The following is a 22,820-nucleotide window of genomic DNA, read 5'->3' on the forward strand; positions in this document are numbered from 1 at the left end:
GGACTACCGGGGACCGGCCAGGGCTTCTCCCCACGACTGCATCGGCAGCTTGATCGACTCGCGGTCGAACTCGCCGAGTACTCGGCTGCGCAGGTGCCGCTGCACGCCCCACTGCGCGCCGGGCTTCGTCGTCACCGTCATCCGCAGCAATGCGTGCGACGACGTGACCTCTTGGACGCCGAGCATCTCGGGTTCGCCGAGGACTTCGTCGACGACCTCAGCGTCGCGTACGGCGCGCAGTACCGCACTCAATGCGACGTTTTGTGCCTTGTCGAGGTCGGCGTCGACGGCGACGGGAACTTCCAGGCGGGCGACGGCGAAGTCCTGACTCATGTTGCCGACCCGCTCGATTTCACCGTTACGGATGTACCACAGAGTGCCGTCCATGTCGCGGACGGTCGTGATGCGCAGGCCAACGGACTCGATCTCGCCGATGACCTCGCCAAAGTCGGCGACGTCGCCGACCCCGTACTGGTCTTCCATCATCATGAACACGCCGGACACGATGTCGGCCACCAGGTGTTGAGCACCGAAGCCGATGGCGAGGCCGAGGATTCCCGCCGACGCGATGAACGGCGCGATGTTCACGTCCAATTCGGCCAGGATAGAGAGGACGAGCCACACCAGGATGACGACCGACACGGTCGATTTGAGGACCGAACCGATCGTCTTGGCACGCTGCGCGCGGCGTGCTCTGGCCTTGGGGCCGCGTGCCCCGGTCCGTTCACGGAGCCCTCGAACGAGGCGCTTCTCGCCGTCGTCACGCGGCTTCGTCACACGGTCGATCACGCGGAACAACAGCCACCGCACCACGAGTGCGCCGACGATGAAGCAGGCGATCCTGGTCGGAGTCTCGATCAGCCACGTTCGGTTGGTGTCCGTCCATTCGAATGCGAGCGATTGAGCAGTCATGGTTTCGACGGTACGGACGCCACCGTCATGTGCGCCTGTCCACAATCAGTCGTCGAATCTCCCGCAACGCGATGACCAGTGCGAACACCGCGAAAATTGTCGCCAACACGTCTGCATCGACAGCGAGCGCGCACAAAACGCCGACCGCCGCGCCCGGAAACGCACCGAGATTCAGGATCGTCGCCAGCCTGCGGTCGACTGTGCCCTGGCGCATGTGCCCGTACGTCCCGACGACCGCGTTCGGGAAGAACATCAACAGAGACGTACCCTCGGCCGTCGGGAGGTCGGCGCCGAACAACAGCATCAGGACGGGGACGGCCAGGAGACCGCCGCCCAACCCCATACCGGCGGCCCACGCGCCGATCACCGCACCGAACGTCAGCGACACCGGGACCGCGTACACGAGGTTCGCGATCACCTCGTCTGAGACCAGAGCCGAACCCGACGACAATCCCAGGCCCGCAGCGTCGAGGATGAGTTTGACCCCCGTAGCCACCAGGATCGCGACGAACAGCCAACGCAATGGTCGCTGCGGGATCGCGACGATCAGTCGGGCACCAAACAACCCGCCAACGGTCGCGCCGAGCGCCATCCCCGCCCCCGCGCGCAGATCGACCGATCCGCCGGCTGCGGCGAACACCACCGCGCCGACGCCGGTGACCGCGATATTGGCGGCGCCCGCAGTGCCGTGTAGCGCATGTCGGGACAGCGCCGTCGCGCGTTCGAGCGCCGGCACGTAGAACACACCGCTACCTCCACCAAGGAGGCCTCCGATCACTCCCCCGGTGAATCCGATTCCGGCCTCGACACCTGTTCGTCCTGCAATTTTCACGACGGAAGAGTATCCCTTGTCTGAGGAGTACTCCACAGCTTGTCTGAGTAGTTGTGCCGGATCACTTACACCGCGGGCCGGCGACGGCGATCCAGCAACGCGAGTTGCAGGGCACTCAACAGCCGCTCGGCCGGATCGTCTAAGTTGAGCCCGGACACCTGGCGGGCGCGGTCGACTCGGTAGCGAAGCGTGTTCGGGTGGACGTCGATCCGCTTCGCGGCGTCGCGAACGTTGCCGTGGGCGTCGAGGTACGCACGAACGCTCTCCTCAAGATGCGCAGCGCGGTCGGCGTCGTAGGCGACCATGGCGACCACCCGCGGGTCAACGAGTTCGTCGCGGTCGACGAGCGCGTCGAGGGTCTCACCGAGCAGGACCGCGGTGCGTGCCTGAGCCAGCGTCGTCACCCGATCGGCTCCGCCCGCGCGGGTCGCGGCGAACACGCGGTCCACTTCGCCGCGAGCCCGGGCGACCTCGGCCAATCCGTCGACCGGGAACACCACAGTGGCGTGCAGGCGGCCGCCCTCCAGCACCGGGTCGCCGTCGAACCGCGCGACCAGCAGACCGACCCACCGCGTGATCGGCGCGACGTCCGCAGCCGGAACCAGGATGTACGCCCGGTCGGCGATCACTGTCGTGAGCGCCGACGTCGCATAGGCGCTCGCATGCAACCGAATGGCTCCGCCGACCGCGGCGATCGCGTCGGTCGGTGTGCGCGGCCCGCCCTCCGCGGCGATGCCGATCACCGCAGCGCGTTCGGTCACCGGCCAACCGAGATAGGCACCGGCCGACGACGCGTCGACCCCGCCGTGTTCGCCGAAGAGTCGCTGCAGCAGTTGGGCTTCAGCCGACGGCGCCGCCATCGCTCGGGTCAGAATCCGGGACGCGATCGCCGCAGCACCGGTCAGCACGTCGGCCGAATCCGCGGCGAGCTCGGTCGCACCCTCCTGTACCCAGATCGATCCCAGGTGACGGCCCGTGCCGCTGTGCACGCCGATCACCAGCCGTCGACGCATCACATGCTCGTCGTCCGCGGGTACGTCGACCACTTCGCCTCCGCGACGGATCGCGTCGAACACACCCCACGTGCGCAGCAGCGCGAGGTAACTCGGCGGCCCCTCCCGCCCGAGAATCGTCTGAACACGCAGATCGTCAGCCTCCCCGTTGGACGGCGAATAGGCGAGGACTCGCGCGCTCGTCGCGTCTTCGATCGACACGAGCCCGCCCGTCCCCCGCGCCACCAGGCCGACAAGACCGATCAAGTCCACGTCGGCGGACGCGTCCGGATCTCCGAGATGCCCGACGGCCTCGCGTCCGCGGTGCAAGTCGGCCTGCACCAGGCCGAGGATCCGGTCCCACCGCGCTCGCGCATGGACGCCAATCACGGCCACCCCGGAGTCGTCGACGACGGGCTGCGCTTGCGCCGGCCCAGCGAAAGCCTTCGTGAGTATCGCGCGCGGACGGCGGCCGCGATGCTCACGCATCAGCCATTCGCGCACTCGATCACCGTCGACGCCCACGAGGACGATGAGATCCGTCGACACATCGGCTCCAGCCGCCACGTCGTCCGCGTCGAGCAGCGAGACGTCGTCGACCACGACGTCATCGGCGCTGGTCACCGCCCAGTCGACCGCGGTATCGAGCGCGTCGATCACATCGCCCAGCGGGGCTCCCTGAAACTCTGGCATGCACCTATTCTGACAGCGAGTTCGGAGATGTGAACAACTGATCCGCATAATTATTGTGAGACTGCACGAGGTCCAGAGAGCGTCCGCGGACTGTACTGGCACACATGACGACCGCGCACGACTCCCATCACGACACGTCCGCCGCGACAGACCTCGCCGACCTCGCACGCCAGGCCGAGCACCAGGTCACCGAGTGGCTCACCGCAGCCGCGTCGCGAAGCGACCGACCCCACGCCTCCGCACGACGCTTGGCCGCCGTCCTCTCCGATCCGAAGGGTCTGGACTTCACCGTCGGCTTCGTCGATCGCGTGATCGGCACCGAGGACACCACCGCAGCAGGAACTGCCCTCGCCGAGATCGTCGCCGACGCCCCCGACTCACTCGGTGCGCTCGACCGGCTGCAGCTGGGTGCCGGCGCCGCGCTCTCCCGCCGGATCCCGAAGGTCGTGATTCCCGTTGCCCGGGCACGTATGCGCGCAATGGTCGGCCACATGATCGTCGACGCACGCGACAAACCGTTCACGAGAGCTGTCAAGACGTTGCGCGCAGGCGACCATCGACTCAATGTCAATCCACTCGGCGAGGCCGTCCTCGGCGACGCCGAAGCCGATAATCACCTCGCCGACGCGCGGGCACTGTTGCGTCGCGACGACGTCGACTACGTGTCGATCAAAGTCTCGTCGATCGCGTCCCAGATCTCGATGTGGGCCTTCGACGACACTGTCGACTATGTCGTCGAACGACTGGCTCCGATGTACGCAGAAGCCGCCGCGGCCCCTGCAGGCAGCAAGTTCATCAACCTCGACATGGAGGAGTACCGCGATCTAGAACTGACGATCGCGGTATTCACTCGCCTCCTGTCGATGTCCGAGCTGCGTGACTACGAGGCGGGCATCGTCCTGCAGGCTTATCTGCCCGATGCCCTCGGTGCGATGCAACGATTGGCCGAGTTCGGCGCCGAACGCGTGGCCGCTGGCGGTGCGGGCATCAAGGTACGTCTGGTCAAGGGTGCGAACCTGGCGATGGAGACCGTCCACGCCGAGATCGCGGGCTGGCCGAAGACGACGTGCACGTCGAAGGCTGCGACGGACGCCAACTACAAACTCGTCCTGCATTGGGTGTGCACGCGCGACCGGATGGCCGGACTTCGGCTCGGCGTCGCGGGACACAATCTCTTCGACATCGCGTTCGCCCATCTGCTCGCCGAATCGCGAGGCGTCGGTGACCGCGTCGAGTTCGAGATGCTGCAAGGCATGGCCACCGAGCAGGCCGAGGTGGTGAGCGCAGACGTCGGACGTCTGCTGCTGTACGTTCCGACGGTCAAACCCGCTGAGTTCGACGTCGCGATCTCGTATCTGGTGCGTCGCCTCGAGGAGAACGCCGCCTCGGAGAACTTCATGTCCGGCATCTTCGATCTCGCGCCGGGAAGCGCCGTCCACCGCCGCGAGGCCGACCGGTTCACCACTGCCGTCCAGGGTTTGCAGCGTCTAATCGACGAGCACGGTTCGAGGGCGCCGCTGCCCAATCACCGCCAAGACCGTACCGCTGAGGAGACTGTCGCAGAGCGGCCGTTTCCGGTCTCCGGCGCACTCCCCCCGTTCGCGAACGAGGCCGACACCGACCCGTCACTGCACGCGAACCAGAAGTGGGCGTGCGCGGCGATCGCCCGCAGCGCGGCGCCGGGGTGGCTCGACGCGCAGAGCGTTCCGCCGACGCTGGCCGTGTCCGACGTCGACGAGCTCGTCGAACGAGCCCGCACCGCAGCGTCCGCGTGGTCCGCTCGACCCGCTGCCGAGCGGGCGGCGGTCCTGTACCGCGCGGCCGAACTGCTGTCGCGTCGTCGCGGTCATCTCGTGTCGATCGCCGCAGCCGAGGCAGGCAAGTCGGTCGCGCAATCGGATCCGGAGATCTCCGAGGCCATCGACTTCGCCCGCTACTACGCGCACCGGGCGCTCGAACTCGACAGGATCGACGGAGCGAACTTCACACCCGACCGCGTGATCGTGGTGACGCCGCCGTGGAACTTCCCCATCGCCATCCCGGCGGGCGGAACGTTCGCCGCTCTCGCGGTCGGCGCGGCCGTGATCCACAAGCCCGCCGGTCCGACCCCTCGATGCTCGATGGCGGTGTTGGAAGCGCTGTGGGACGCAGGTGTTCCACGCGACGTCTGCCACGGGGTGTTTCCGGACGAGGGCGACGCCGGACGCGCGCTCATCAGTCACCCGGACGTCGACCGCGTCATCTTGACCGGCGCATCCGACACCGCGACACTGTTCGCGTCGTGGCGGGCCGACCTGCGAATCAACGCGGAGACGTCCGGCAAGAACGCCATGGTGATCACCCCGTCCGCGGATCGCGACTTGGCGATCGCCGACCTCGTACACAGCGCGTTCGGCCACGCCGGGCAGAAGTGCTCGGCCGCATCGCTCGGCATCCTTGTCGGCAGCACATACTCGTCGAAGCGGTTCCGCAGGCAGTTGGTCGACGCCGCCTCGTCGATGGTCGTCGGGTGGCCGACCGACCTGGCGGCGACCATCGGACCGTTGACCGAGGAGCCCAGCGACAAGCTCGTCCGCGCGCTCACCACATTGGAGCCGGGTGAGTCCTGGCTGTTGAAGCCACGGATGCTCGACGAGACAGGTCGCCTCTGGTCGCCGGGCATCAAGGATGGTGTCGCACCCGGCTCGTTCTTCCACCTCACCGAGTGCTTCGGCCCCGTACTCGGTTTGATGCGCGCCGACGACCTCGACGAGGCGCTCGCACTGCAGAACGCCACCGACTTCGGGCTCACCGCCGCACTCCACTCGCTCGATACCGCCGAGGTTCGGACATGGCTCGACGAGGTCGACGCGGGCAACGTCTACGTCAACCGCGGCATGACCGGGGCCATCGTCCGTCGCCAGTCGTTCGGCGGCTGGAAGCGCTCGTCGGTCGGGCTGGGCTCGAAGGCTGGCGGACCGAACTACCTGATGCTGCTGGGCTCCTGGGCAGACGCCTCACCCGGTGCCGCCCCATCCGATGCCGCCCCATCCGACATTGCGGCGTCGTCGCCGCGCACACCGGCGATCGCCTCGCTCGCCCAGTCCGTCGCATCCTGCCTTTCAGAAGCCGAAAAGTCCTGGCTGGCAAGCTCACTCGCCGACGACGAACACGCTTGGGACACCGAGTTCGGCATCGGCCGCGACGAGACCGGACTGGCAGCGGAGGCGAACGTGTTCCGCTATCGGCCCACGGACGTCGTGCTGCGCGTGTCCGCCGACGCGGCCCCCGCGCCGACCGTCCGACTGCTCGCAGCCGCAACGATGTCGGGCGCACGAGTGCGCATCAGCGTCGCGCCAGACATCAGTCCGCCGACTGCGCGAGTCCTGCGCTCCGCAGCCTCGCTGGATATGCCCGTGGCGTCGACGTCCGACGCCGACTTCGCCGCCTCGGTCGCAGGTGGCAGCGCGTCGCGAATCCGGCTCGTCGGCTCGGCACCCGAGTCCGTCCTGGCCGCGGCCGCCGCACGGCCGGACGTCGCCCTGCTCGACGACGCCGTCACCTCGTCGGGGCGAGTAGAGCTGCGTTACTGGCTCAACGAGCAGGCGGTGTCGATGACGTTGCACCGGTTCGGGAATCCGAACCGGCCGTTCCACCTCCTCGCGACCGAGCTGATGATGCCCCAATGACGCCTCGCGGGTGGCGCTTCGTGCATGCAAACGAATACGTTCGTACAGATTCGTTCGAATCCACATGAGGGACGCGTATGCGAGGCGGCAGAATTCCGGAGATACGAGATGTGAATCACATACCCCCTGCCCGTGTGATCGGATGGCAGGCAAGTGATCGCGTCCCCGTCTTCGACCAACACTAAAGGGAGACCCCGATGTCAGTAGCGTCCGACGGCAGAGCATTTCAGATCTTCGCCGTCGTCCTGTACTTCGCGGCGATGCTCGGCATCGGGTACTACGCCTACCGCAAGACCAAGAACAACCTCGACGGATACATGCTTGCCGATCGCGGACTCAAACCGTGGATCGCCGCGCTGAGCGCGGGCGCCTCCGACATGTCGGGATGGCTGCTGATGGGTCTACCCGGCGCGATGTATCTGTCCGGGCTCTCCGAAGCATGGATCATGATCGGTCTGCTGATCGGCGCCTGGACCAACTGGAAGATCACCGCGCCGCGGCTCCGCGCGTACACCGAGATCGCTGGCGACGCCATCACAATCCCGAGCTTCTTCGAGACACGCCTGCGCGACTCGTCGCGCATCCTACGCATCACGTGCGGCGTCATCATCCTCGTGTTCTTCACGTTCTACGTATCAAGCGGAATGGTCGCGTCCGGCAAGTTCTTCGACAGCGCTTTCGGTGTCGACTACACGGTCGGCATGTTGATCGTCGCTGGCGTGACGATGCTGTACACCTTGTTCGGCGGCTTCCTTGGCGCTTCGCTGACCGATGTCGCGCAGGGCATTCTGGTGGTCGTCGCACTACTGGCGGTGCCGATCATCGGAGTCATCAACCTGGGTGGCGTCGGCGCGACGATCGACGGGGTCCGCGCGGTCGACCCCGACCATTTGAGCTTCTTCGCAGGCAGTTCGGCCATCGCGATCATCTCGTCGGCCGCGTGGGGTCTCGGGTACTTCGGGCAACCGCACATCATCGTGCGGTTCATGGCGCTGCGCTCACCCGCCGAAGCAGGCACCGCGCGCCGGATCGGCATCGCATGGATGTTCGCTTGCGCCCTCGGCGCCGTCGGCACAGCCCTGGTCGGCATCGCATACTTCGCCAAGCACACGGCGGAGGCTCCTGAGGACGCCGAAACCGTTTTCCTCGCCCTGTCGCAGATCCTGTTCCACCCGTTCATCGCGGGCCTCGTCCTGGCCGCCGTGCTCGCCGCGATCATGTCGACCATCTCGTCCCAGTTGATCGTCTGCTCGTCCGCGCTGATCGAGGACCTGTACAAGCTGGTCGCGGTGAAGACCGGCCGACGCGAACTCAGCGACATCACCTATGTGCGGCTCGGTCGGCTCGGCGTCCTCGCGATCGCCGTGATCGCTACCGTCCTGGCGCTCTCGCCGTCGAACAGCATTCTGGACCTCGTCGCGTTCGCGTGGGCAGGATTCGGGGCGGCGTTCGGACCGGCCATCGTTCTCTCGCTGTACTGGCGCCGACTCACCACATGGGGCGCGCTCGTTGGCATCGTGACAGGCGCAGTAGTCGCGTATGCGTGGGGACAGTCGTGGTTGAGCGACGACATGTACGAGATCGTGCCGGGCGTCGCCGCCAGCTTCGTCGCCACCATCATCGTCAGTCTGATCACCTACCGGCCCAACCCTGAGATCGACGCCGAATTCGACGCCGCGAAGCGGTTAGCGAAGGCGGGTGACGCGGGCCGACCCAATGACGGGGCCACACCGCTCGACGCCAGGGTTTAACGCACGCAATCTCGCGAATGTAAAAAGTGCTGCCGCATCGTTAGACTCGGCCCCGCAACAGGTTCGCCCGGCGATTCGTCGTTCCGGGCGTCGAAAGAGGGAATCCGGTGAGACTCCGGAGCTGACCCGCAGCGGTATGTCGGAACGACCGCCGTCACATGCACTGGACCCGTGAACCGGGTCTGGGAAGCGACGACCAGTAGGAGCGCTCTGCGCACGCCGACAAGCCCGAAGACCTGCCTGTGGTACCGGGCGCGCCGCGCTCGGTGGCTGTCCGCCTCGTGGATCAGGCGATGACTCCGGTCCCCGGGTTCGAGCATTCCTCGTACCCGGGCCCGAACGCATCTCCTGTCGGGCGACGGTCGTCAACACTGTTTGCAGGAGAAGAAGCACACATGTCCGTCGACACGACGACACAAACCGCACCACCGTTCACCGCGACCGTCCCCGGTACCGCCCGAATCGGCGCGAACAGGGAACTCAAACGCGCCGTCGAAGGCTATTGGGCGGGACGGTCCGACCGCACCGCACTCGAAACCGTCGCCGCAGATCTGCGACGGGAAAGCCGACGCGCTCTCGTCGCAGCAGGCATCGATTCGGTGCCGATCAACACGTTCTCCTATTACGACCAGGTCCTCGACACCGCGGTGATGCTCGGCGCGCTACCGCCGCGCACCGCGGCGATCAGCGATCGGCTGGACCGCTACTTCGCCGCCGCGCGCGGTGGACCTGCGCACGACGGCGCCGACAGCGTCGCGCCATTGGAGATGACGAAGTGGTTTGACACGAACTACCACTACATCGTCCCCGAGATCGGCCCGGACACATCGTTCGCGCTCGATGCGACGAAGGTTCTCGCCGAACTGGCCGAAGCATCGGCCGACGGTGTCGTGGGACGGCCGGTGGTCATCGGCCCGATCACGTTCCTCGCACTGTCGAAGGCCGTCGACGGTGCGGACGCGCCGTTGACGCGTCTGAACGAGGTCGTCGCCCTATACGCCGATCTCTTGGGACGGCTCGCAGAGGCCGGAGCGCAGTGGGTTCAGATCGACGAGCCGATCCTGGTGACCGATGCCGCCGACGACCTTCCGGGCCGCGCCGGGAAGGTGTATGCGACGTTGTCAGCGGTGGCGGTGCGTCCGGCGATCCTGGTTCAGACGTACTTCGGTGATGCCCGCGAGTCCCTCGCCGCGCTGGCCGCAACCGATGTGGAGGCCGTTGGCGTCGACCTCGTCGCCGGCGGGCCAGAGAGCGTCGTTGCGGCCGGGCTCGGCGACAAGGTCGTTGTCGCCGGTGTCGTCGACGGGCGCAATGTGTGGCGCACCGACCTCGACGCCGCACTCGCCACACTCGAATCGCTGCGCGGATCGGTCGGCTCGCTGGCCGTCTCTACGTCGTGCTCCACTGTGCATGTGCCGTACACCCTGGCGGGCGAGGACGGTCTCGACGAGGTGCTCCGCGGCTGGCTGGCGTTCGCGAGCGAGAAGCACGATGAGGTCGTCGCCCTCGCTCGCGGGTACGCGAACGGTCGCGACGGCGAGTCCGAGGCGTTCGACGCCGCGTCCGCGGCCTTGGCGAGTCGTGCGGGCGATCCTCGTCTGTACATCGACTCGGTCCGCAACCGTCTGGCCGCGCTGTCGTCGGCCGATTGGACGCGCCCGGATTCGGCCACGCGGCGCACTGTTCAAGACGCGGCGCTGAATCTACCTGCGCTCGCGACCACGACGATCGGCTCATACCCGCAGACCACGGACATCCGCAAGGCCCGTCAGGCGTTGCGCACCGGAGCCATCGACGAGGCCGAATACACGCGGCGCATGCGGGCCGAGATCGCCGACGTCGTCGCGCTTCAGGAGAAGGTCGGGCTCGACGTCCTCGTGCACGGCGAACCCGAGCGCAACGACATGGTCCAGTACTTCGCGGAGCAGCTCGACGGCTTCTTCGCGACCGCTAACGGTTGGGTCCAGTCGTATGGTTCGCGTTGTGTGCGGCCGCCGATCCTCTTCGGCGACGTGGTCCGTTCGGCCCCGATGACCGTCGAGTGGATCGCATACGCCCAGTCGTTGACGGCCAAACCGGTCAAGGGCATGCTCACCGGTCCGGTGACGATCCTCGCGTGGTCGTTCGTGCGCGACGACCAGCCGCTCGCCGACACTGCGAATCAGGTGGCGTTCGCGATCCGCGACGAGACCGTCGACCTCGAGCGGTCGGGTGCAGCGATCATTCAGGTCGACGAGCCCGCGCTCCGCGAACTGTTGCCGTTGCGTGCGGCCGATCGTGAGGCGTACCTGGCGTGGGCCGTCACCGCGTTCCGCCTGTCGACGGCCGGTGTCGCCGACGCCACCCAGATCCACACGCACCTGTGCTATTCGGAGTTCGGCGAGGTCATCGGTGCGATCGCCGACCTCGACGCCGATGTAACGTCGATCGAGGCAGCACGCTCGCACATGGAGGTCCTCGCCGATCTCAACGGAATCGGTTTCGCCAACCAGGTGGGTCCGGGTGTCTACGACATCCACTCGCCGCGCGTGCCCGCCGCAGCCGAGGTCACCGCATCGTTGCGTGAGGCGCTCGCCGCCGTTCCGGCGGACCGCCTGTGGGTGAACCCGGATTGCGGTCTCAAGACCCGGACGACCGACGAGGTCGCCGAGGCGCTGACCAACATGGTCACCGCCGCGCACGCCGTGCGTTGACCACAGATTCCCCGCTCGGTACCGGCACCGGCTCCACGACCGGTGTTGGAGCTGAGCGGGGAATCTCAGGTCACCGTCGCGGACGCACCGGTGCCTGCGTCACATGATGTAGACGGCCCGCCCCTTACGCGGGGACGCGGCGCTGCTGCGGGCCGTTGTACGCGGACAGCGGACGGATCAGCGCGTTGGACGCGGCCTGCTCCATGATGTGTGCGGTCCAGCCGGTGATCCGACTCATCACGAAAATCGGAGTGAACGCACCGATGTCGAAGCCCATCAGGTGGTAGGCCGGGCCCGTCGGAAAGTCGAGGTTCGGCAAAATTCCTGTGCGCGAAGACATCTCGTCTTCGAGTTCGGTGTAGATGCGCAGCCACTTGTCGCGCCCGAGGTGCTCGGACACTTCGACAAGTGCGTCGTACATGGTGGGGACTCGGGAGTCACCGTTTTTGTAGACGCGGTGACCGAAGCCCATCACCTTCTCTTTGGCGGCGAGTTTCGCCGCCAGCCATGATCGGGCGCGGTCGGCGGTGTCGATCTCGATCATGTCGTACATGACGGCTTCGTTCGCACCACCGTGCAGCGAGCCTTTGAGTGCGCCGATCGCTGCGGTGACCGCGCTGTACATGTCCGATCCGGTGGACGTGACCACACGCGCCGAGAAGGTCGACGCGTTGAAGCTGTGCTCGGCGTACAGGATCATCGACTTCTCGAAGGCACGGACGACAACCGGATCCGGGATTTCGCCGAAGCACATGGTCAGGAAGTTCTCGGCGTAGCCGAGCGCGTGATGCGGCTCGATCGGATCGAGACCGCGACGTCGCCTCAGGTCGGCGGCGACGATGGTCGGCAAAATCGCGAACATCCGCTGTGCCTTGGCCATCAGCGTCGCCGGGTCGGTGGAGTCCTCGTCCGGATCCTCGGTACCCAGATAGCTGATCATCGTGCGAACCACGTCCATCGGGTGACATGTGTCCGGCGTACGCACGAGGACCGCCCGCGCAGACCTGTCGAGGCGACGGCTCGCCCGCTCACGCTGGGTGAATTGCGCCAACTGCGCGTCGGTTGGCAATTCTCCGTACCAGAGGAGGTAGGCGACCTGCTCGAACGAACAGTTTGCGGCCAGTTCCTGCACTGCGTAGCCGCGGTAGGTCAGCGAGTTGGTCTCGGGCACCACTTTGGAGACGGCGGTCGTGTCGACGACGACGCCCGCGAGACCCTTGTAGATCGTCGGGGTGGCTTCTGTACTCATGGGGTCACTTCCCTGGTCGGGTGTAGGTGAAGAGGTTCTGGTCGAAGGCGTTGTAGTCGGAGTATCGGAGGAATTCGTATAGCCGGGACCGGTGCTGCATCGCGTCGAGCGTTCCGGCCTGTGTGCCCGTCTCGGCGATGGCGGCCAGACCGGATTCGACGGCGCCCATCGCCAGCCGCAATGTGGTGACTGGGTAGATCACCACATTGACACCGAGATCGCGGAGCGTATCGGTGGTGAGCAGCTCTGATTTGCCGAACTCGGTCATGTTGGCGAGCAGCGGCGCGTCGACCGCTTTACCGAAGGTCTCGAACTCTCGTGCGTCGGCGAGCGCCTCGGTGAAGATGAGGTCGGCGCCCGCGTCGACGTAGGCTTTTGCCCGGTCGATCGCCGCGTCGAGCCCTTCGACGCCGCGGGCGTCGGTGCGCGCGCAGATGATGAAATTCGGGTCGCGGCGGGCGCCAACCGCGGCGGCGATGCGGCGCAGCATGTCGTCGACGGGGACCACTTCCTTGCCGTCGAGGTGGCCGCACCGCTTCGGATTCACCTGGTCTTCCAAGTGGCAGCCGGCCAGACCTGCATCCTCGAGCGTGGTGATGGTGCGGGCGGCACTCATGGATTCGCCGAACCCGGTGTCGGCGTCGATCAGCGTCGGCAGGTCGGTAGCGCGGGCGATGGACCCGCCGCGCGTCGCGACTTCGGTGAGAGTCGTCAGCCCGATGTCGGGCAGCCCGAGGTCGGCGGCGAGGGCGGCGCCGGAGACGTAGACGCCTTCGAAGCCCGCGTCGGCGACGATCTTCGCGACGAGCGGGCTGAACGCGCCCGGCCACCGCTGCAGCTCGCCCGAGTCGAGGGCACTGCGCAGTGTGGCCCGCTTGTCGGCGTCGCTCACGCCGGAACTGAAGAGGCCACCGGTCTGGGCCGCCGATGCAGTCTGGTCCGCCATCAGAGGATGCCTTCGCCGGTCGTGGGGGCCGAGGCGAGGGTCGCGTCGAGGACGCGGACGTTGAGTCCGCCGAGCCCCGCCGAGGCCAGCGAGTCGAGCCCGATGGCTGCGGCGGTGAAACGTGCCTGCTCGGCGGGGTCGACGACGCCGTCGGCCATGCGTGCGAACTTCGCGAGGTACTGCTCGCGCGCGAACGGCCGAGCGCCTAGTGGGTGGGCGTCTGCGACGGCGAGCTCGTCTTCGATGACTTCACCGCTCTTGAGGGTGACGACTGCGCGGGCGCCGAATGCCTTCTCGTTCGGGTCGCTCGAGTGGTATCGGCGCGTCCACTCTGGGTCTTCGACGGTGGAGATCTTGTTCCAGAGCTCGACGGTGTCGGGACGCGCGGCGCGGGCGGGCACGTACGAGCGCTCGTGGTCCCAGTCGCCGTCCTGCAGCGCCACGGCGAAGATGTACATGACCGAGTGGTCGAGCGTCTCGCGACTGGCAGTCGGATCGAACTTCTGCGGATCGTTCGAACCGGTGCCGATCACGAAGTGCGTGTGGTGGCTGGTGTGCAGGACGATCGACGCGACCTGGTCGAGGTCGCCGATCCTGTCGCGCATCCGGCGAGCCAGGTCGATAGGCGCCTGACTCTGATACTCGGCCGAATGTTCTTTCGTGTAGCTGTCGCAGATCGAACGCTTGGGCTCACCGGGGCCGGGAAGCGGAATCGTGTAGCGCGTGTCGGGGCCGCCGAGGAGCCACGCGATCACACCGTCCTCACCTTCCCAGATGGGCGCGGGGGCGCCTTCGCCGCGCATCGCACGATCGACGGCTTCGACAGCGATCTTGCCTGCGTGAGCAGGCGCGTACGCCTTCCAACTGGAGATGAGACCCTTGCGCGACTGGCGGGTCGCGGTGGTCAGGTGCAGCGCCTGGCCGACTGCCTGGTAAATGGTGTCGACGTCGAGACCGAGCATGGTGCCGATGCCTGCCGCGACCGAGGGTCCGAGGTGTGCGACGTGATCGATCTTGTGCTCGTGCAGGCACATACCGCGGACCAGGTCGATCTGAATCTCATATGCGGTGGCGAGTCCGCGGATCAGGTCGTCGCCACGGGCGCCGGTGCGCTGGGCTACTGCGACGAGCGGAGGAATGTTGTCGCCTGGATGCGAGTACTCGGCGGCGAGGAAGGTGTCGTGGAAGTCGAGTTCGCGGACGGCCACCCCGTTGGCCCACGCAGCCCATTCGGGTGCATACTCGCCGTCGATGCCGAATACGGTGGAACCGCCTGCCAGCGGGCGGCTCTGCGCTTGACGGCGCGCGCTCGTGACGGGTCGACGAGCCACGGAAGCGGCGCTCACGGCGGCGTTGTCGATGATTCGATTGACGATCATCTCGGCGGTGTCGGCGGGTACCTCGACCGGATCGACCGCGACTTGGGCAATCTTGTAGGCCAGGTGCTCGTGAATTGGGAAGTCCTCGGCGCTGCGTCGTGTACGTACTTCATGACTGATCATGTTTGCACCGTACGCACGGTGGCGGTGTCAATAAAAGACCTGGCAGGTGCGTATTTGTGCGGATCTATTCAATAGTATTTGCGTATGTTGCGTACCCGCGGTGACGTAGAGTTGCCTTCATGGCGAAGACTTTCGTCGGCGCACGACTGCGCCGACTGCGCGCCGACCTCGGCATCTCCCAGGCCGCTCTCGCGCGACGCGTCGACCTGTCGACCACGTATGTGAATCAGTTGGAGAACGACCAGCGTCCGATCACGGTGGCGGTGCTGTTGAATCTCACGTCGACGTTCGATCTGCCCGCCGACTTCTTCGCCGATTCCGGCGACGCCCGCCTGTCCGCGGACGTTGCGGACGCGCTCCTCGCACACGGCGAGCCGGCCGATCGAGCCGAGGTCACCGAGTTGGTCGCGCGGATGCCGTCGGTGGGTCGGACGCTGGTCGCTCTGCATCGCAGACTCAGCGCGGCGACCACGGCGCTCGAAGACCATCGATCGGCCGACACTGTGGTCCCCGACATCCCGGTCACCCCGTTCGAGCAGGTCCGCGACTACTTCTACGATCGCCGCAATCACGTCGCCGAACTGGATTCGGCCGCCGAACGACTGTTCGTCGACGCAGGGTTCACGGTCGGCGGACTGGACCTGCAGTTAGCGGAGCACCTCAACGAATTCTACGGGATACGCGTCGTGATCGGGTCGTCGACGGACGCGTCGACGGCGCGGCGCCGATTCGATCCGGAGTCGTCGACGGTCACGCTGGCCCGGCATCTAGCGGCCGGGCAACGCGCCTTCGCATTGGCCACGCAGTTGGCGCTGTTGTCCCAACGCGAGCAGATCGACGCACTGATCGCTGCATCGTCCGTGGCCGAAGGATCCCGAGCCGTACTTCGGGTCGGCTTGGCGAGCTATTTCGCCGGAGCCCTCGTGCTCCCATACGGTCGGTTCGCAGCGGCGGCACGCGAACTCCGCTACGACATCGGGCTTCTCGCCCGACGGTTCGAAGTAGGGTTCGAGACGGTCTGCCATCGGCTGTCGACGCTGCAGCGTCCAGGCGATCGCGGGATCCCGTTCATCTTCGTCCGGGTCGACCGGGCCGGAAACATCTCGAAGCGGCAATCGGCGACGGCGTTCCATTTTTCTCGCGTCGGCGGAAACTGTCCGCTGTGGGTGGTCCACGACGCGTTCTCGACACCGGGCCGCATCCGTACGCAGGTCTCCGAGATGCCAGACGGACGCAAGTACTTCTGGCTGGCGCGCACCACCGACGCGTCCACGCCGAGCCATCTGTCGACGGCCGCCGAGTTCGCGATCGGCCTCGGCTGCGATCTGGCGCATGCCGACGAACTCGTTTACACGACGGGCATCGACCTCGCCGATCCGCGAACCGTCGTCCCCATCGGCGGCGGTTGCAAAGTGTGTGATCGCCCGGCCTGCCCGCAGCGCGCGTTCCCAATGCTCGGGCACGGCATCCACATCGACGAGCTCGTCAGCGACTCAGTCCCGTACCGGCCTGCGTGAGCAGCGAACAAGACCCACAACCGAGTCGACCCGACGACCACGCCGAAGGCGTTGAGCGCGTGCTCGCCCGCGTTCACGCCGCCCAGTCGAGCAGTTCCAGGGCGACGGCGACGTGGACGGCGTTCTCGCGCACGGGGATCGGGAGCAGAGTGTCCGCGCGCGCGAGGCGACGGAGAACGGTGTTGCGGTGTGTGTACAGCACCGCAGCCGTCTCGCTGACCCGGCAACCTGCGGCGAACCAGGTGCGAACGCACTCCAGGATCTGTTCGTCGGCATCCTTCAACTCGCCGAGGGTCGACGCGACGAACTCGGCGGCGGCCGCCTGATCCTCACCCAGCAGCGCGACTAGTCGCACCTGCTCGTAGCGCGCCACCCGCCTCGGCGACCGTGACCGCCTGAGTAGCCGCGCGGCCGTCAGCGCTTGGAAGTGGCTGGTGCGAAAGCCTTCCCGACCGCTCCCCGCCGATCCCGTCGCCACCCGGACACCCGGATACGCGGCCACCGCGTCGGTGCACACCTCGTTACGGGGAAGCCACACCCACAGCTCCGACGCCCCGGAGACGACGACCAGCCGCCGAGTCGCGCCGCTCGCATCCATGATCGCCTCGCACGCGGCTTCGAGTTCCTCCGGTCGCGTCCCCGGGTCGCCGATCAGCACCATCGCGGTATGCGGACCGTCGAGCCGGTACCGCAGTTGCGTCTCCGCTCGCGCTGTGGCGATCGGGGCGCCTTCGAGCACTAGCGCGACCGCCGCTCGACGTTGGGCGTGTGTGTCTGCGCCGAGTTCGGCTCGCGCTACATCGATAAGTTCCGCGAGTGCGCGCACTGTGTCGTCGATGAAGTTCGCGATAGACGTCGAGGTAACCTCGAGCAGTTCCCGGAGAGTCATCGGGTCGTCGGTGAGTCCGAAACATATCTCCATCCATTGCCGCCACGCGACGTTCTGCGCCGTCCGGAATGAGTCGAGCGACCGAGAGTCCAGGCCGCGCCGCGCCAGATCCCGGATGTAGGCACGCGCCTCATCGGTGATTGCGACCGGAACTCTCGCCCCCGGGTCGGTCATGTTGGCTGCGGCCCAGTGCGCTAAGTTGCCTGCGCTGATCCGCAGCGCGACGTCGAGGAGACCCTCGTCGTCGACGATGCCCTCCATGCCCGCCCCACTGGTGACGGCGGCATCGAGGGCGTCGATCCACTCCTGTGGAGCGTCGAGAACTGCTCGAACACCCGAGCGGATCAATTCGGCGACAGTGGGACTGATTGGGCCATCACTGGGAAACACATCCATTCGGTGCATTATGCACCTAGAAGCCGCGATACTTGATGCTCTTTACCCTTGCGCGTGTGGAATCTTAACAACGACCATTGATAGTAAGAGATCCCGACCCGAACGGACCCAGCCCATGAACCCCGGTTCCATCCGCCCAAACGTCGCCCCCACTGACTCCGCGCTCCCTGACTCCCTCCTCACCGACGGCCCGCTCGACGTCCTCGTCCTCGGCGCGGGTATCTCGGGTATCGGCGCAGGCCACTACCTGCGCACCGAACACCCGTCGAAGAGTTTCGCGATCATCGAGTCACGCGACCGCGCGGGCGGCACCTGGAGTCTGTTCAAGTACCCGGGAATCCGGTCGGATTCGGACCTGAACACCTTCGGCTACGAGTTCAAGCCGTGGCGCGACCCACAGTCGATCGCCGACGCTCCGCGCATCCTCGACTACCTGCACGACGCGATCACCGACGACGGTCTCGACGACGCCATCGTCTACAACCGTCGCGCCACCGCTATCGACTGGTCTGAGTCCGAGCAGTTGTGGAATGTGACCGTCCACCGCAATGATGCGGATGACGACTTCGTGGTCCAAGCCCACTGGGTGTTCGCCGGTACCGGCTACTACAACTACGCCGAAGGCTTCACCCCCGAGTTCCCGGGCATCGAGAAGTTCGCCGGCCAGGTGGTCCACCCGCAGCACTGGCCTGAGGATCTCGACTATGCGGGCAAGAAGGTCGTCGTCATCGGTTCTGGCGCGACGGCGGTCACGCTGGTCCCGTCGATGGCTGACAAGACCGAACACATCACGATGCTGCAGCGCACGCCGACATATGTGATTCCACTCCCCCGCGAAGACGCGATCTCGAACCTGATGAAGAAGGCTCTCGGCGCCGACCGCGGCTACGCGTTGAGCCGCCAGAAGAACATCCTGCAGCAGAAGATCGTCTTCAATCTCTGTCAGCGATACCCGAAGCCCGCCCGCAAGATCATCCGAGCGACCAATTCGGCGCTTCTGCCCAAAGACTTCGACATCGACACCCATTTCAATCCGCCGTACAACCCGTGGGATCAGCGTCTGTGCGTGGTCCCGAACGGCGACCTGTTCCGCGCCATCAGCAAGGGCACCGCGTCGATCGAGACCGGCCGCATCAAGACGTTCACCGAAGGCGGAATCCTTCTGGAGGACGGCACCGAACTCGAGGCTGACATCATCGTCACCGCGACCGGACTCAACCTTCAACTCTTCGGCGGCATGGAGATCAAGGTCGACGGCGAGACGGTCGACCTTTCGGAGACCGTCGCGTATCGCGGCATGATGCTATCGGGCATCCCGAACTTCGCCATGGCCATCGGGTACACGAATTCGTCGTGGACGCTGAAGATCGGGCTGCTGTGCGAGTACTTCTGCCGCGTGCTGACCTACATGGATGCGAGTGAGTACACCTCGGTCCGTGCCGTGGCCGACCCGGCGATGGACACCCGTCCGCTCCTCGACTTCGGTGCCGGATACGTCCAGCGCGCGCTGAATCGGCTTCCCAAACAGGGCACAACCGCTCCGTGGACCATGACCATGGCCGTCTCGTCCGACGTCAAACAGCTCCGCAAGGGCGAGATCGTCGACGACTACCTCGACTACCGGCGCGCGAGCGTCCCCGCCGCGACTGCGGCAGTCTGACACCGATTACAGAGCAGGGCCAGAGCGATTATCGCTCCGGCCCTGCTCTGTTTCGACAGCTCAGCCGGCGAGGAGCCCTTTCGCGACGTGCGTCACCTGGATCTCGTTCGATCCGGCGTAGATCATCAACGACTTCGCGTCGCGCGCCAGGCGTTCCACCTTGTACTCGGCCATGTAGCCGTTTCCGCCGAACAGTTGGACGGCCTCCATCGCGACCTCGGTGGCCGCTCGGGACGAGTACAGCTTCATCGCCGACGCTTGCGCGAGAGTCGGTGGCTTGCCTGCCTTCGACGCCTCCATCGCGACGAACAGCATGTTCTGCACGTTGAGCCGCGCAACCTCCATCTCAGCGAGCTTAAGCTGAATGAGCTGGAACTTGCCGATCTCTTGCCCCCACAGCGTGCGCTTCTTCGCGTAGTCGATCGACAGTCGCTGCGCCTCGTTGATGATGCCGAGCGAGAGTGCTGCGATGCCGATGCGCTCGGCGGTGAAGCCCGACTTCGCACTGTCGCCGCCACGTTTGTCGGCGCCGGTGTCCTCGGTCTCGCCGAGCAGGCGGTCCGGCGTCAACCGGATCTCGTCGAAGAACAACTCGCCGGTCGGCGAGCTCATCATGCCCATCTTCTTGAACGACTTGCCACGCGTGAGGCCCGGCATGTCGCCGTCGAGCACAAACGTCAGCACCTTTCGCTCACGCATCGGAATTCCGTCGCCTTCGTCCAACTTGGCGAACACGACGATGGTGTCGGCATATGGACCGTTGGTGATGAAGGTCTTGTTACCGCGGAGAATGTAGTCGTCACCGTCGCGGCGGACGGTGGTCTTCATACCGCCGAGTGCGTCCGAGCCACTGTCGGGTTCGGTGATCGCCCACGCGCCGACCGTGCGCATCGTCACCAGGTCGGGCAGCCACCGCCGCTTCTGTGCGAGGGTGCCGCGGCTGCGGATAGTCGACGCCGTCAACCCCATCGACACACCCATCGAGCCGATCGTCCCGAGACTGACGCCCGCCATCTCCATGTTGAGGATGAGGAACATCGAACTTGCCAGGCTCGACGATCCTCCGCTCGGCGCCCGCTTCTCGCCGGCCTCTTCCGCTGCCAGTTCCTTGTCCAGGCTCTCTGCGTTCATCGTGTCCATGCCGAACGTCGCCAGCATTTTGCGGATGATGTCGTACGGCGGGAGTGCACCGCTCTCGAGGTCCTCGATGTGCGGACTGACCTCCTTCGCTATGAAACCGCGGATGGCGTCCCGCACCATCAGGTCTTCGTCAGACCACTCGAACATGCGACCTCCAAGAAATTGAAACGTGTTCTACCTTGGTCACGACAGTAGCGCCCAGGCGAAGCGTGCGCCTAACGTGTCCCCCGCCGATGTAGACCTGTCGTCACCACAGGGCGAGATCGTCGTGCCGAACACTGCGGTCGAGGCGACGATGCCAGTCACGGTTGAGCCAGAGTTCTACGATCTCGGGCTTGGTGCCTGCCTGTCCCGCCCAGCGGTGGATGAGGTTGGAGTACCGGGCGTATGTCCGCACCGAGAACTGGGATGCTCCCCCGTCCTCCATCCATCCGTAACGGATCATGCTTGCCGCACTGAACTTGTCGAGCAGTTGCGGCCGATCAGGCTTTGTCCCGTGAACGGCCCAGCAGTACAACGACATCAGCGAGTGTCCGACGCCCGGAGCGACCGGCCACCCCGACCACGTGCGGAACGCGCCGGTGTGGACCAGTGCGGGCTCGGCCTTACACGCGTCGAGCGCTCGCGCGATGAGATCGAGCGGGTGATGACCGTCATGTGGATCGCGTACGTCCAGGAAGCGCCGGTAGCCGCCACGGTCCGGGTGCGCGCGGAGCCACGCAGCGCACAGGTACAACCTGTTCAACGCGGGGTCGGGGCCGAGATCGAGTGTGGTGCTCGCCGCGTCGAGGTCGCCTCGGCGGATGTGCCCTACTCCCGTTTCGATCTGGCGACCGTCAGCGTTCACCGCGTAGACGCGCGCCGGGATGCGCAAGACCTCTAACTGCCGGTTCCACTTGTCCAGGTCGACCTCGGCGTAGTCGTCCAGGACCGCTTCCGCATACGGCTGGCGGTGGCACCAGAGGACGCAGTCTTTCGGCACCACCAGCTTCTCGTCACCCCGCTTCATACCTGCAGGGTGGCACGCGCCTACGACAATTCCGGCGACGGAGTTCGGGCCTTCTCATCGACAGCGCGGATGCCGGGCGCACATCGCATCCGGGTCTGAACCACTGCCGCAGGCCGGCCGCGACCGCCTCGGGTGCGGTCCGGCCTGCGGCGATGACAGTCGACTCAGGCCGAGATCGACTCGGCTGCAACCGAGATCGACCGGGTGCGGCGCATCATCAGGCCGAGTAGCCCGATGAACACGGTGGTCAACACTGCCCACAACAGAACTTGGTTGGCGATCGCGTAGACACGGAAGTCTGCGACCACTTGACCTGGGAAGCCGGGCGCGACGATCCGGTCGCCGTCCATGACCGGGCCCGGGACCTCTTTGAACTCCGGTAGCAGCGACGCGGTGATCGTCACACCGATCAGGTAGACGACGGCGCCCACGACGCTAGATGACCACGCGCCGATCCGCGACGACAGCGATGTGGCGATGAGCACGCCCACGATCGCGAGGACGATCGACACGATTGTGATCGTGAGATACGAACTCGACCGCGAACCGATCGTGTCCTCGTCGCCGACGGCTGGCGGGTTCGGCGGGTACACGAAGAACGGAATGGCGATGACCGCGACGAATGCGATGCCTGCCAGCACGGCGGCCAGCGCACGCGGATCGGTCGAGGGACGACGTCGCCCGACGTACGCCCACGCCACGGTGAACGCGACGGCGAACAGCGCGCCGATCGAGAGAGCGAAGACGACCGTGCCGACGCCCGCGCCGATGTTCTCCTGCACAGACCGGGTGAACAGTTCGTGTTCGTGCTCGTGTTCACCGCTCAGCATCGATTCGGCTTCGGAGCGGACCCCTTCGTAGTCGATGGCCTTGGCGACCTGCGGTTCGATGAAGATCCGTGCGTAGGCGTAAGCGATAAGTCCGGCGATCAGGCCGGAGAGAAGGCCTGCGCCGATGAATTTGCGTTCCAT

The 22,820-nt window shown here is 66.1% G+C and carries 15 protein-coding genes and 1 riboswitch; of the genes, 5 read left to right on the top strand and 10 right to left on the bottom strand.

The genetic code is table 11. The features are described from left to right. Positions 1–3: 3 nt before the first annotated feature. The 3 genes from MP11Mi_RS01245 to MP11Mi_RS01255 all read right to left on the bottom strand — a co-directional run bounded on the left by MP11Mi_RS01245 (position 4) and on the right by MP11Mi_RS01255 (position 3,429). Positions 4–912, bottom strand: coding sequence for a mechanosensitive ion channel family protein (locus tag MP11Mi_RS01245; RefSeq protein ID WP_420040513.1), 909 nt, complete (start codon positions 910–912; stop codon positions 4–6). Positions 913–937: 25 nt separating this feature from the next. Then, the gene (locus MP11Mi_RS01250) at positions 938–1,744 is read right to left on the bottom strand and encodes a sulfite exporter TauE/SafE family protein (RefSeq protein ID WP_420040514.1); all 807 of its coding nucleotides are present in this window, start codon (positions 1,742–1,744) and stop codon (positions 938–940) included. 65 nt (positions 1,745–1,809) lie between these two features. Further along, positions 1,810–3,429 (bottom strand): PucR family transcriptional regulator, encoded by a 1,620-nt coding sequence (locus tag MP11Mi_RS01255; RefSeq protein ID WP_420040515.1) that lies wholly within the window; start codon positions 3,427–3,429, stop codon positions 1,810–1,812. A gap of 104 nt (positions 3,430–3,533) precedes the next feature. On the opposite strand from MP11Mi_RS01255, the gene MP11Mi_RS01260 reads away from it, so the two are divergent. From MP11Mi_RS01260 to metE, 3 genes are all read left to right on the top strand, one after another. Beyond that, a complete protein-coding gene (locus MP11Mi_RS01260) occupies positions 3,534–7,097 on the top strand; it encodes a bifunctional proline dehydrogenase/L-glutamate gamma-semialdehyde dehydrogenase (protein ID WP_420040516.1) in 3,564 nt (1,187 codons plus the stop codon). 197 nt (positions 7,098–7,294) lie between these two features. After that, a complete protein-coding gene (putP, locus tag MP11Mi_RS01265; RefSeq protein WP_420040517.1) occupies positions 7,295–8,848 on the top strand; it encodes a sodium/proline symporter PutP in 1,554 nt (517 codons plus the stop codon). A gap of 42 nt (positions 8,849–8,890) precedes the next feature. Continuing rightward, a riboswitch (cobalamin riboswitch) is annotated at positions 8,891–9,106 on the top strand. 137 nt (positions 9,107–9,243) lie between these two features. Then, positions 9,244–11,541: a 5-methyltetrahydropteroyltriglutamate--homocysteine S-methyltransferase gene (gene metE / locus MP11Mi_RS01270; protein WP_420040518.1), complete on the top strand. Its 2,298-nt coding sequence runs from the start codon at positions 9,244–9,246 to the stop codon at positions 11,539–11,541. Between the two features lie 124 nt (positions 11,542–11,665). Here the strand turns inward: metE and MP11Mi_RS01275 are convergent, their stop codons facing one another. The 3 genes from MP11Mi_RS01275 to prpD are packed head-to-tail and all read right to left on the bottom strand — an operon-like array spanning position 11,666 to position 15,238. Continuing rightward, the gene (locus MP11Mi_RS01275; RefSeq protein WP_420040519.1) at positions 11,666–12,790 is read right to left on the bottom strand and encodes a bifunctional 2-methylcitrate synthase/citrate synthase; all 1,125 of its coding nucleotides are present in this window, start codon (positions 12,788–12,790) and stop codon (positions 11,666–11,668) included. Positions 12,791–12,794: 4 nt separating this feature from the next. Further along, on the bottom strand, positions 12,795–13,736 hold the full coding sequence (prpB, locus tag MP11Mi_RS01280) for a methylisocitrate lyase (RefSeq protein ID WP_420040520.1): 942 nt from the start codon (positions 13,734–13,736) through the stop codon (positions 12,795–12,797). After that, positions 13,736–15,238 (bottom strand): 2-methylcitrate dehydratase PrpD, encoded by a 1,503-nt coding sequence (gene prpD / locus MP11Mi_RS01285; protein WP_420040521.1) that lies wholly within the window; start codon positions 15,236–15,238, stop codon positions 13,736–13,738. Before prpD ends, prpB begins: the two co-directional genes overlap by 1 nt. Before the next feature lie 119 nt (positions 15,239–15,357). Here prpD and MP11Mi_RS01290 point away from each other — a divergent pair, with 119 nt between their 5' ends. Further along, the gene (locus MP11Mi_RS01290; RefSeq protein ID WP_420040522.1) at positions 15,358–16,755 is read left to right on the top strand and encodes a short-chain fatty acyl-CoA regulator family protein; all 1,398 of its coding nucleotides are present in this window, start codon (positions 15,358–15,360) and stop codon (positions 16,753–16,755) included. Between the two features lie 73 nt (positions 16,756–16,828). On the opposite strand, the gene MP11Mi_RS01295 is transcribed toward MP11Mi_RS01290, so the two are convergent. Further along, positions 16,829–18,040, bottom strand: coding sequence for a PucR family transcriptional regulator (locus MP11Mi_RS01295; RefSeq protein ID WP_420040523.1), 1,212 nt, complete (start codon positions 18,038–18,040; stop codon positions 16,829–16,831). Positions 18,041–18,155: 115 nt separating this feature from the next. On the opposite strand from MP11Mi_RS01295, the gene MP11Mi_RS01300 reads away from it, so the two are divergent. Further along, complete coding sequence (locus tag MP11Mi_RS01300; protein ID WP_420040524.1) at positions 18,156–19,700, top strand: flavin-containing monooxygenase; 1,545 nt, start codon at positions 18,156–18,158, stop codon at positions 19,698–19,700. Between the two features lie 60 nt (positions 19,701–19,760). On the opposite strand, the gene MP11Mi_RS01305 is transcribed toward MP11Mi_RS01300, so the two are convergent. The 3 genes from MP11Mi_RS01305 to MP11Mi_RS01315 form a co-directional block, all read right to left on the bottom strand. Then, entirely contained in the window at positions 19,761–20,987 is a 1,227-nt protein-coding gene (locus MP11Mi_RS01305) for an acyl-CoA dehydrogenase family protein (RefSeq protein WP_420040525.1), read from the bottom strand. 100 nt (positions 20,988–21,087) lie between these two features. Continuing rightward, positions 21,088–21,849, bottom strand: a complete 762-nt coding sequence (locus tag MP11Mi_RS01310) for an 8-oxoguanine DNA glycosylase OGG fold protein (RefSeq protein WP_420040526.1) — start codon at positions 21,847–21,849, stop codon at positions 21,088–21,090. Between the two features lie 164 nt (positions 21,850–22,013). Next, complete coding sequence (locus MP11Mi_RS01315) at positions 22,014–22,820, bottom strand: CbtA family protein (protein ID WP_420040527.1); 807 nt, start codon at positions 22,818–22,820, stop codon at positions 22,014–22,016.

This window comes from Gordonia abscondita, assembly GCF_032711245.1.
Classification (GTDB): Bacteria; Actinomycetota; Actinomycetes; order Mycobacteriales; family Mycobacteriaceae; genus Gordonia.

Excerpts from the sequence above, each read along its gene's own strand:
- MP11Mi_RS01305 (WP_420040525.1), bottom strand. The coding sequence starts at position 20,987 with ATGTTCGAGTGGTCTGACGAAGACCTGATGGTGCGGGACGCCATCCGC.
- putP (WP_420040517.1), top strand. The coding sequence starts at position 7,295 with ATGTCAGTAGCGTCCGACGGCAGAGCATTTCAGATCTTCGCCGTCGTC.
- prpD (WP_420040521.1), bottom strand. The coding sequence starts at position 15,238 with ATGATCAGTCATGAAGTACGTACACGACGCAGCGCCGAGGACTTCCCA.
- prpB (WP_420040520.1), bottom strand. The coding sequence starts at position 13,736 with ATGGCGGACCAGACTGCATCGGCGGCCCAGACCGGTGGCCTCTTCAGT.
- MP11Mi_RS01300 (WP_420040524.1), top strand. The coding sequence starts at position 18,156 with ATGAACCCCGGTTCCATCCGCCCAAACGTCGCCCCCACTGACTCCGCG.
- MP11Mi_RS01310 (WP_420040526.1), bottom strand. The coding sequence starts at position 21,849 with ATGAAGCGGGGTGACGAGAAGCTGGTGGTGCCGAAAGACTGCGTCCTC.
- MP11Mi_RS01275 (WP_420040519.1), bottom strand. The coding sequence starts at position 12,790 with ATGAGTACAGAAGCCACCCCGACGATCTACAAGGGTCTCGCGGGCGTC.
- MP11Mi_RS01260 (WP_420040516.1), top strand. The coding sequence starts at position 3,534 with ATGACGACCGCGCACGACTCCCATCACGACACGTCCGCCGCGACAGAC.
- MP11Mi_RS01315 (WP_420040527.1), bottom strand. The coding sequence starts at position 22,820 with ATGGAACGCAAATTCATCGGCGCAGGCCTTCTCTCCGGCCTGATCGCC.
- MP11Mi_RS01295 (WP_420040523.1), bottom strand. The coding sequence starts at position 18,040 with ATGGATGTGTTTCCCAGTGATGGCCCAATCAGTCCCACTGTCGCCGAA.
- MP11Mi_RS01255 (WP_420040515.1), bottom strand. The coding sequence starts at position 3,429 with ATGCCAGAGTTTCAGGGAGCCCCGCTGGGCGATGTGATCGACGCGCTC.
- metE (WP_420040518.1), top strand. The coding sequence starts at position 9,244 with ATGTCCGTCGACACGACGACACAAACCGCACCACCGTTCACCGCGACC.
- MP11Mi_RS01245 (WP_420040513.1), bottom strand. The coding sequence starts at position 912 with ATGACTGCTCAATCGCTCGCATTCGAATGGACGGACACCAACCGAACG.
- MP11Mi_RS01290 (WP_420040522.1), top strand. The coding sequence starts at position 15,358 with ATGGCGAAGACTTTCGTCGGCGCACGACTGCGCCGACTGCGCGCCGAC.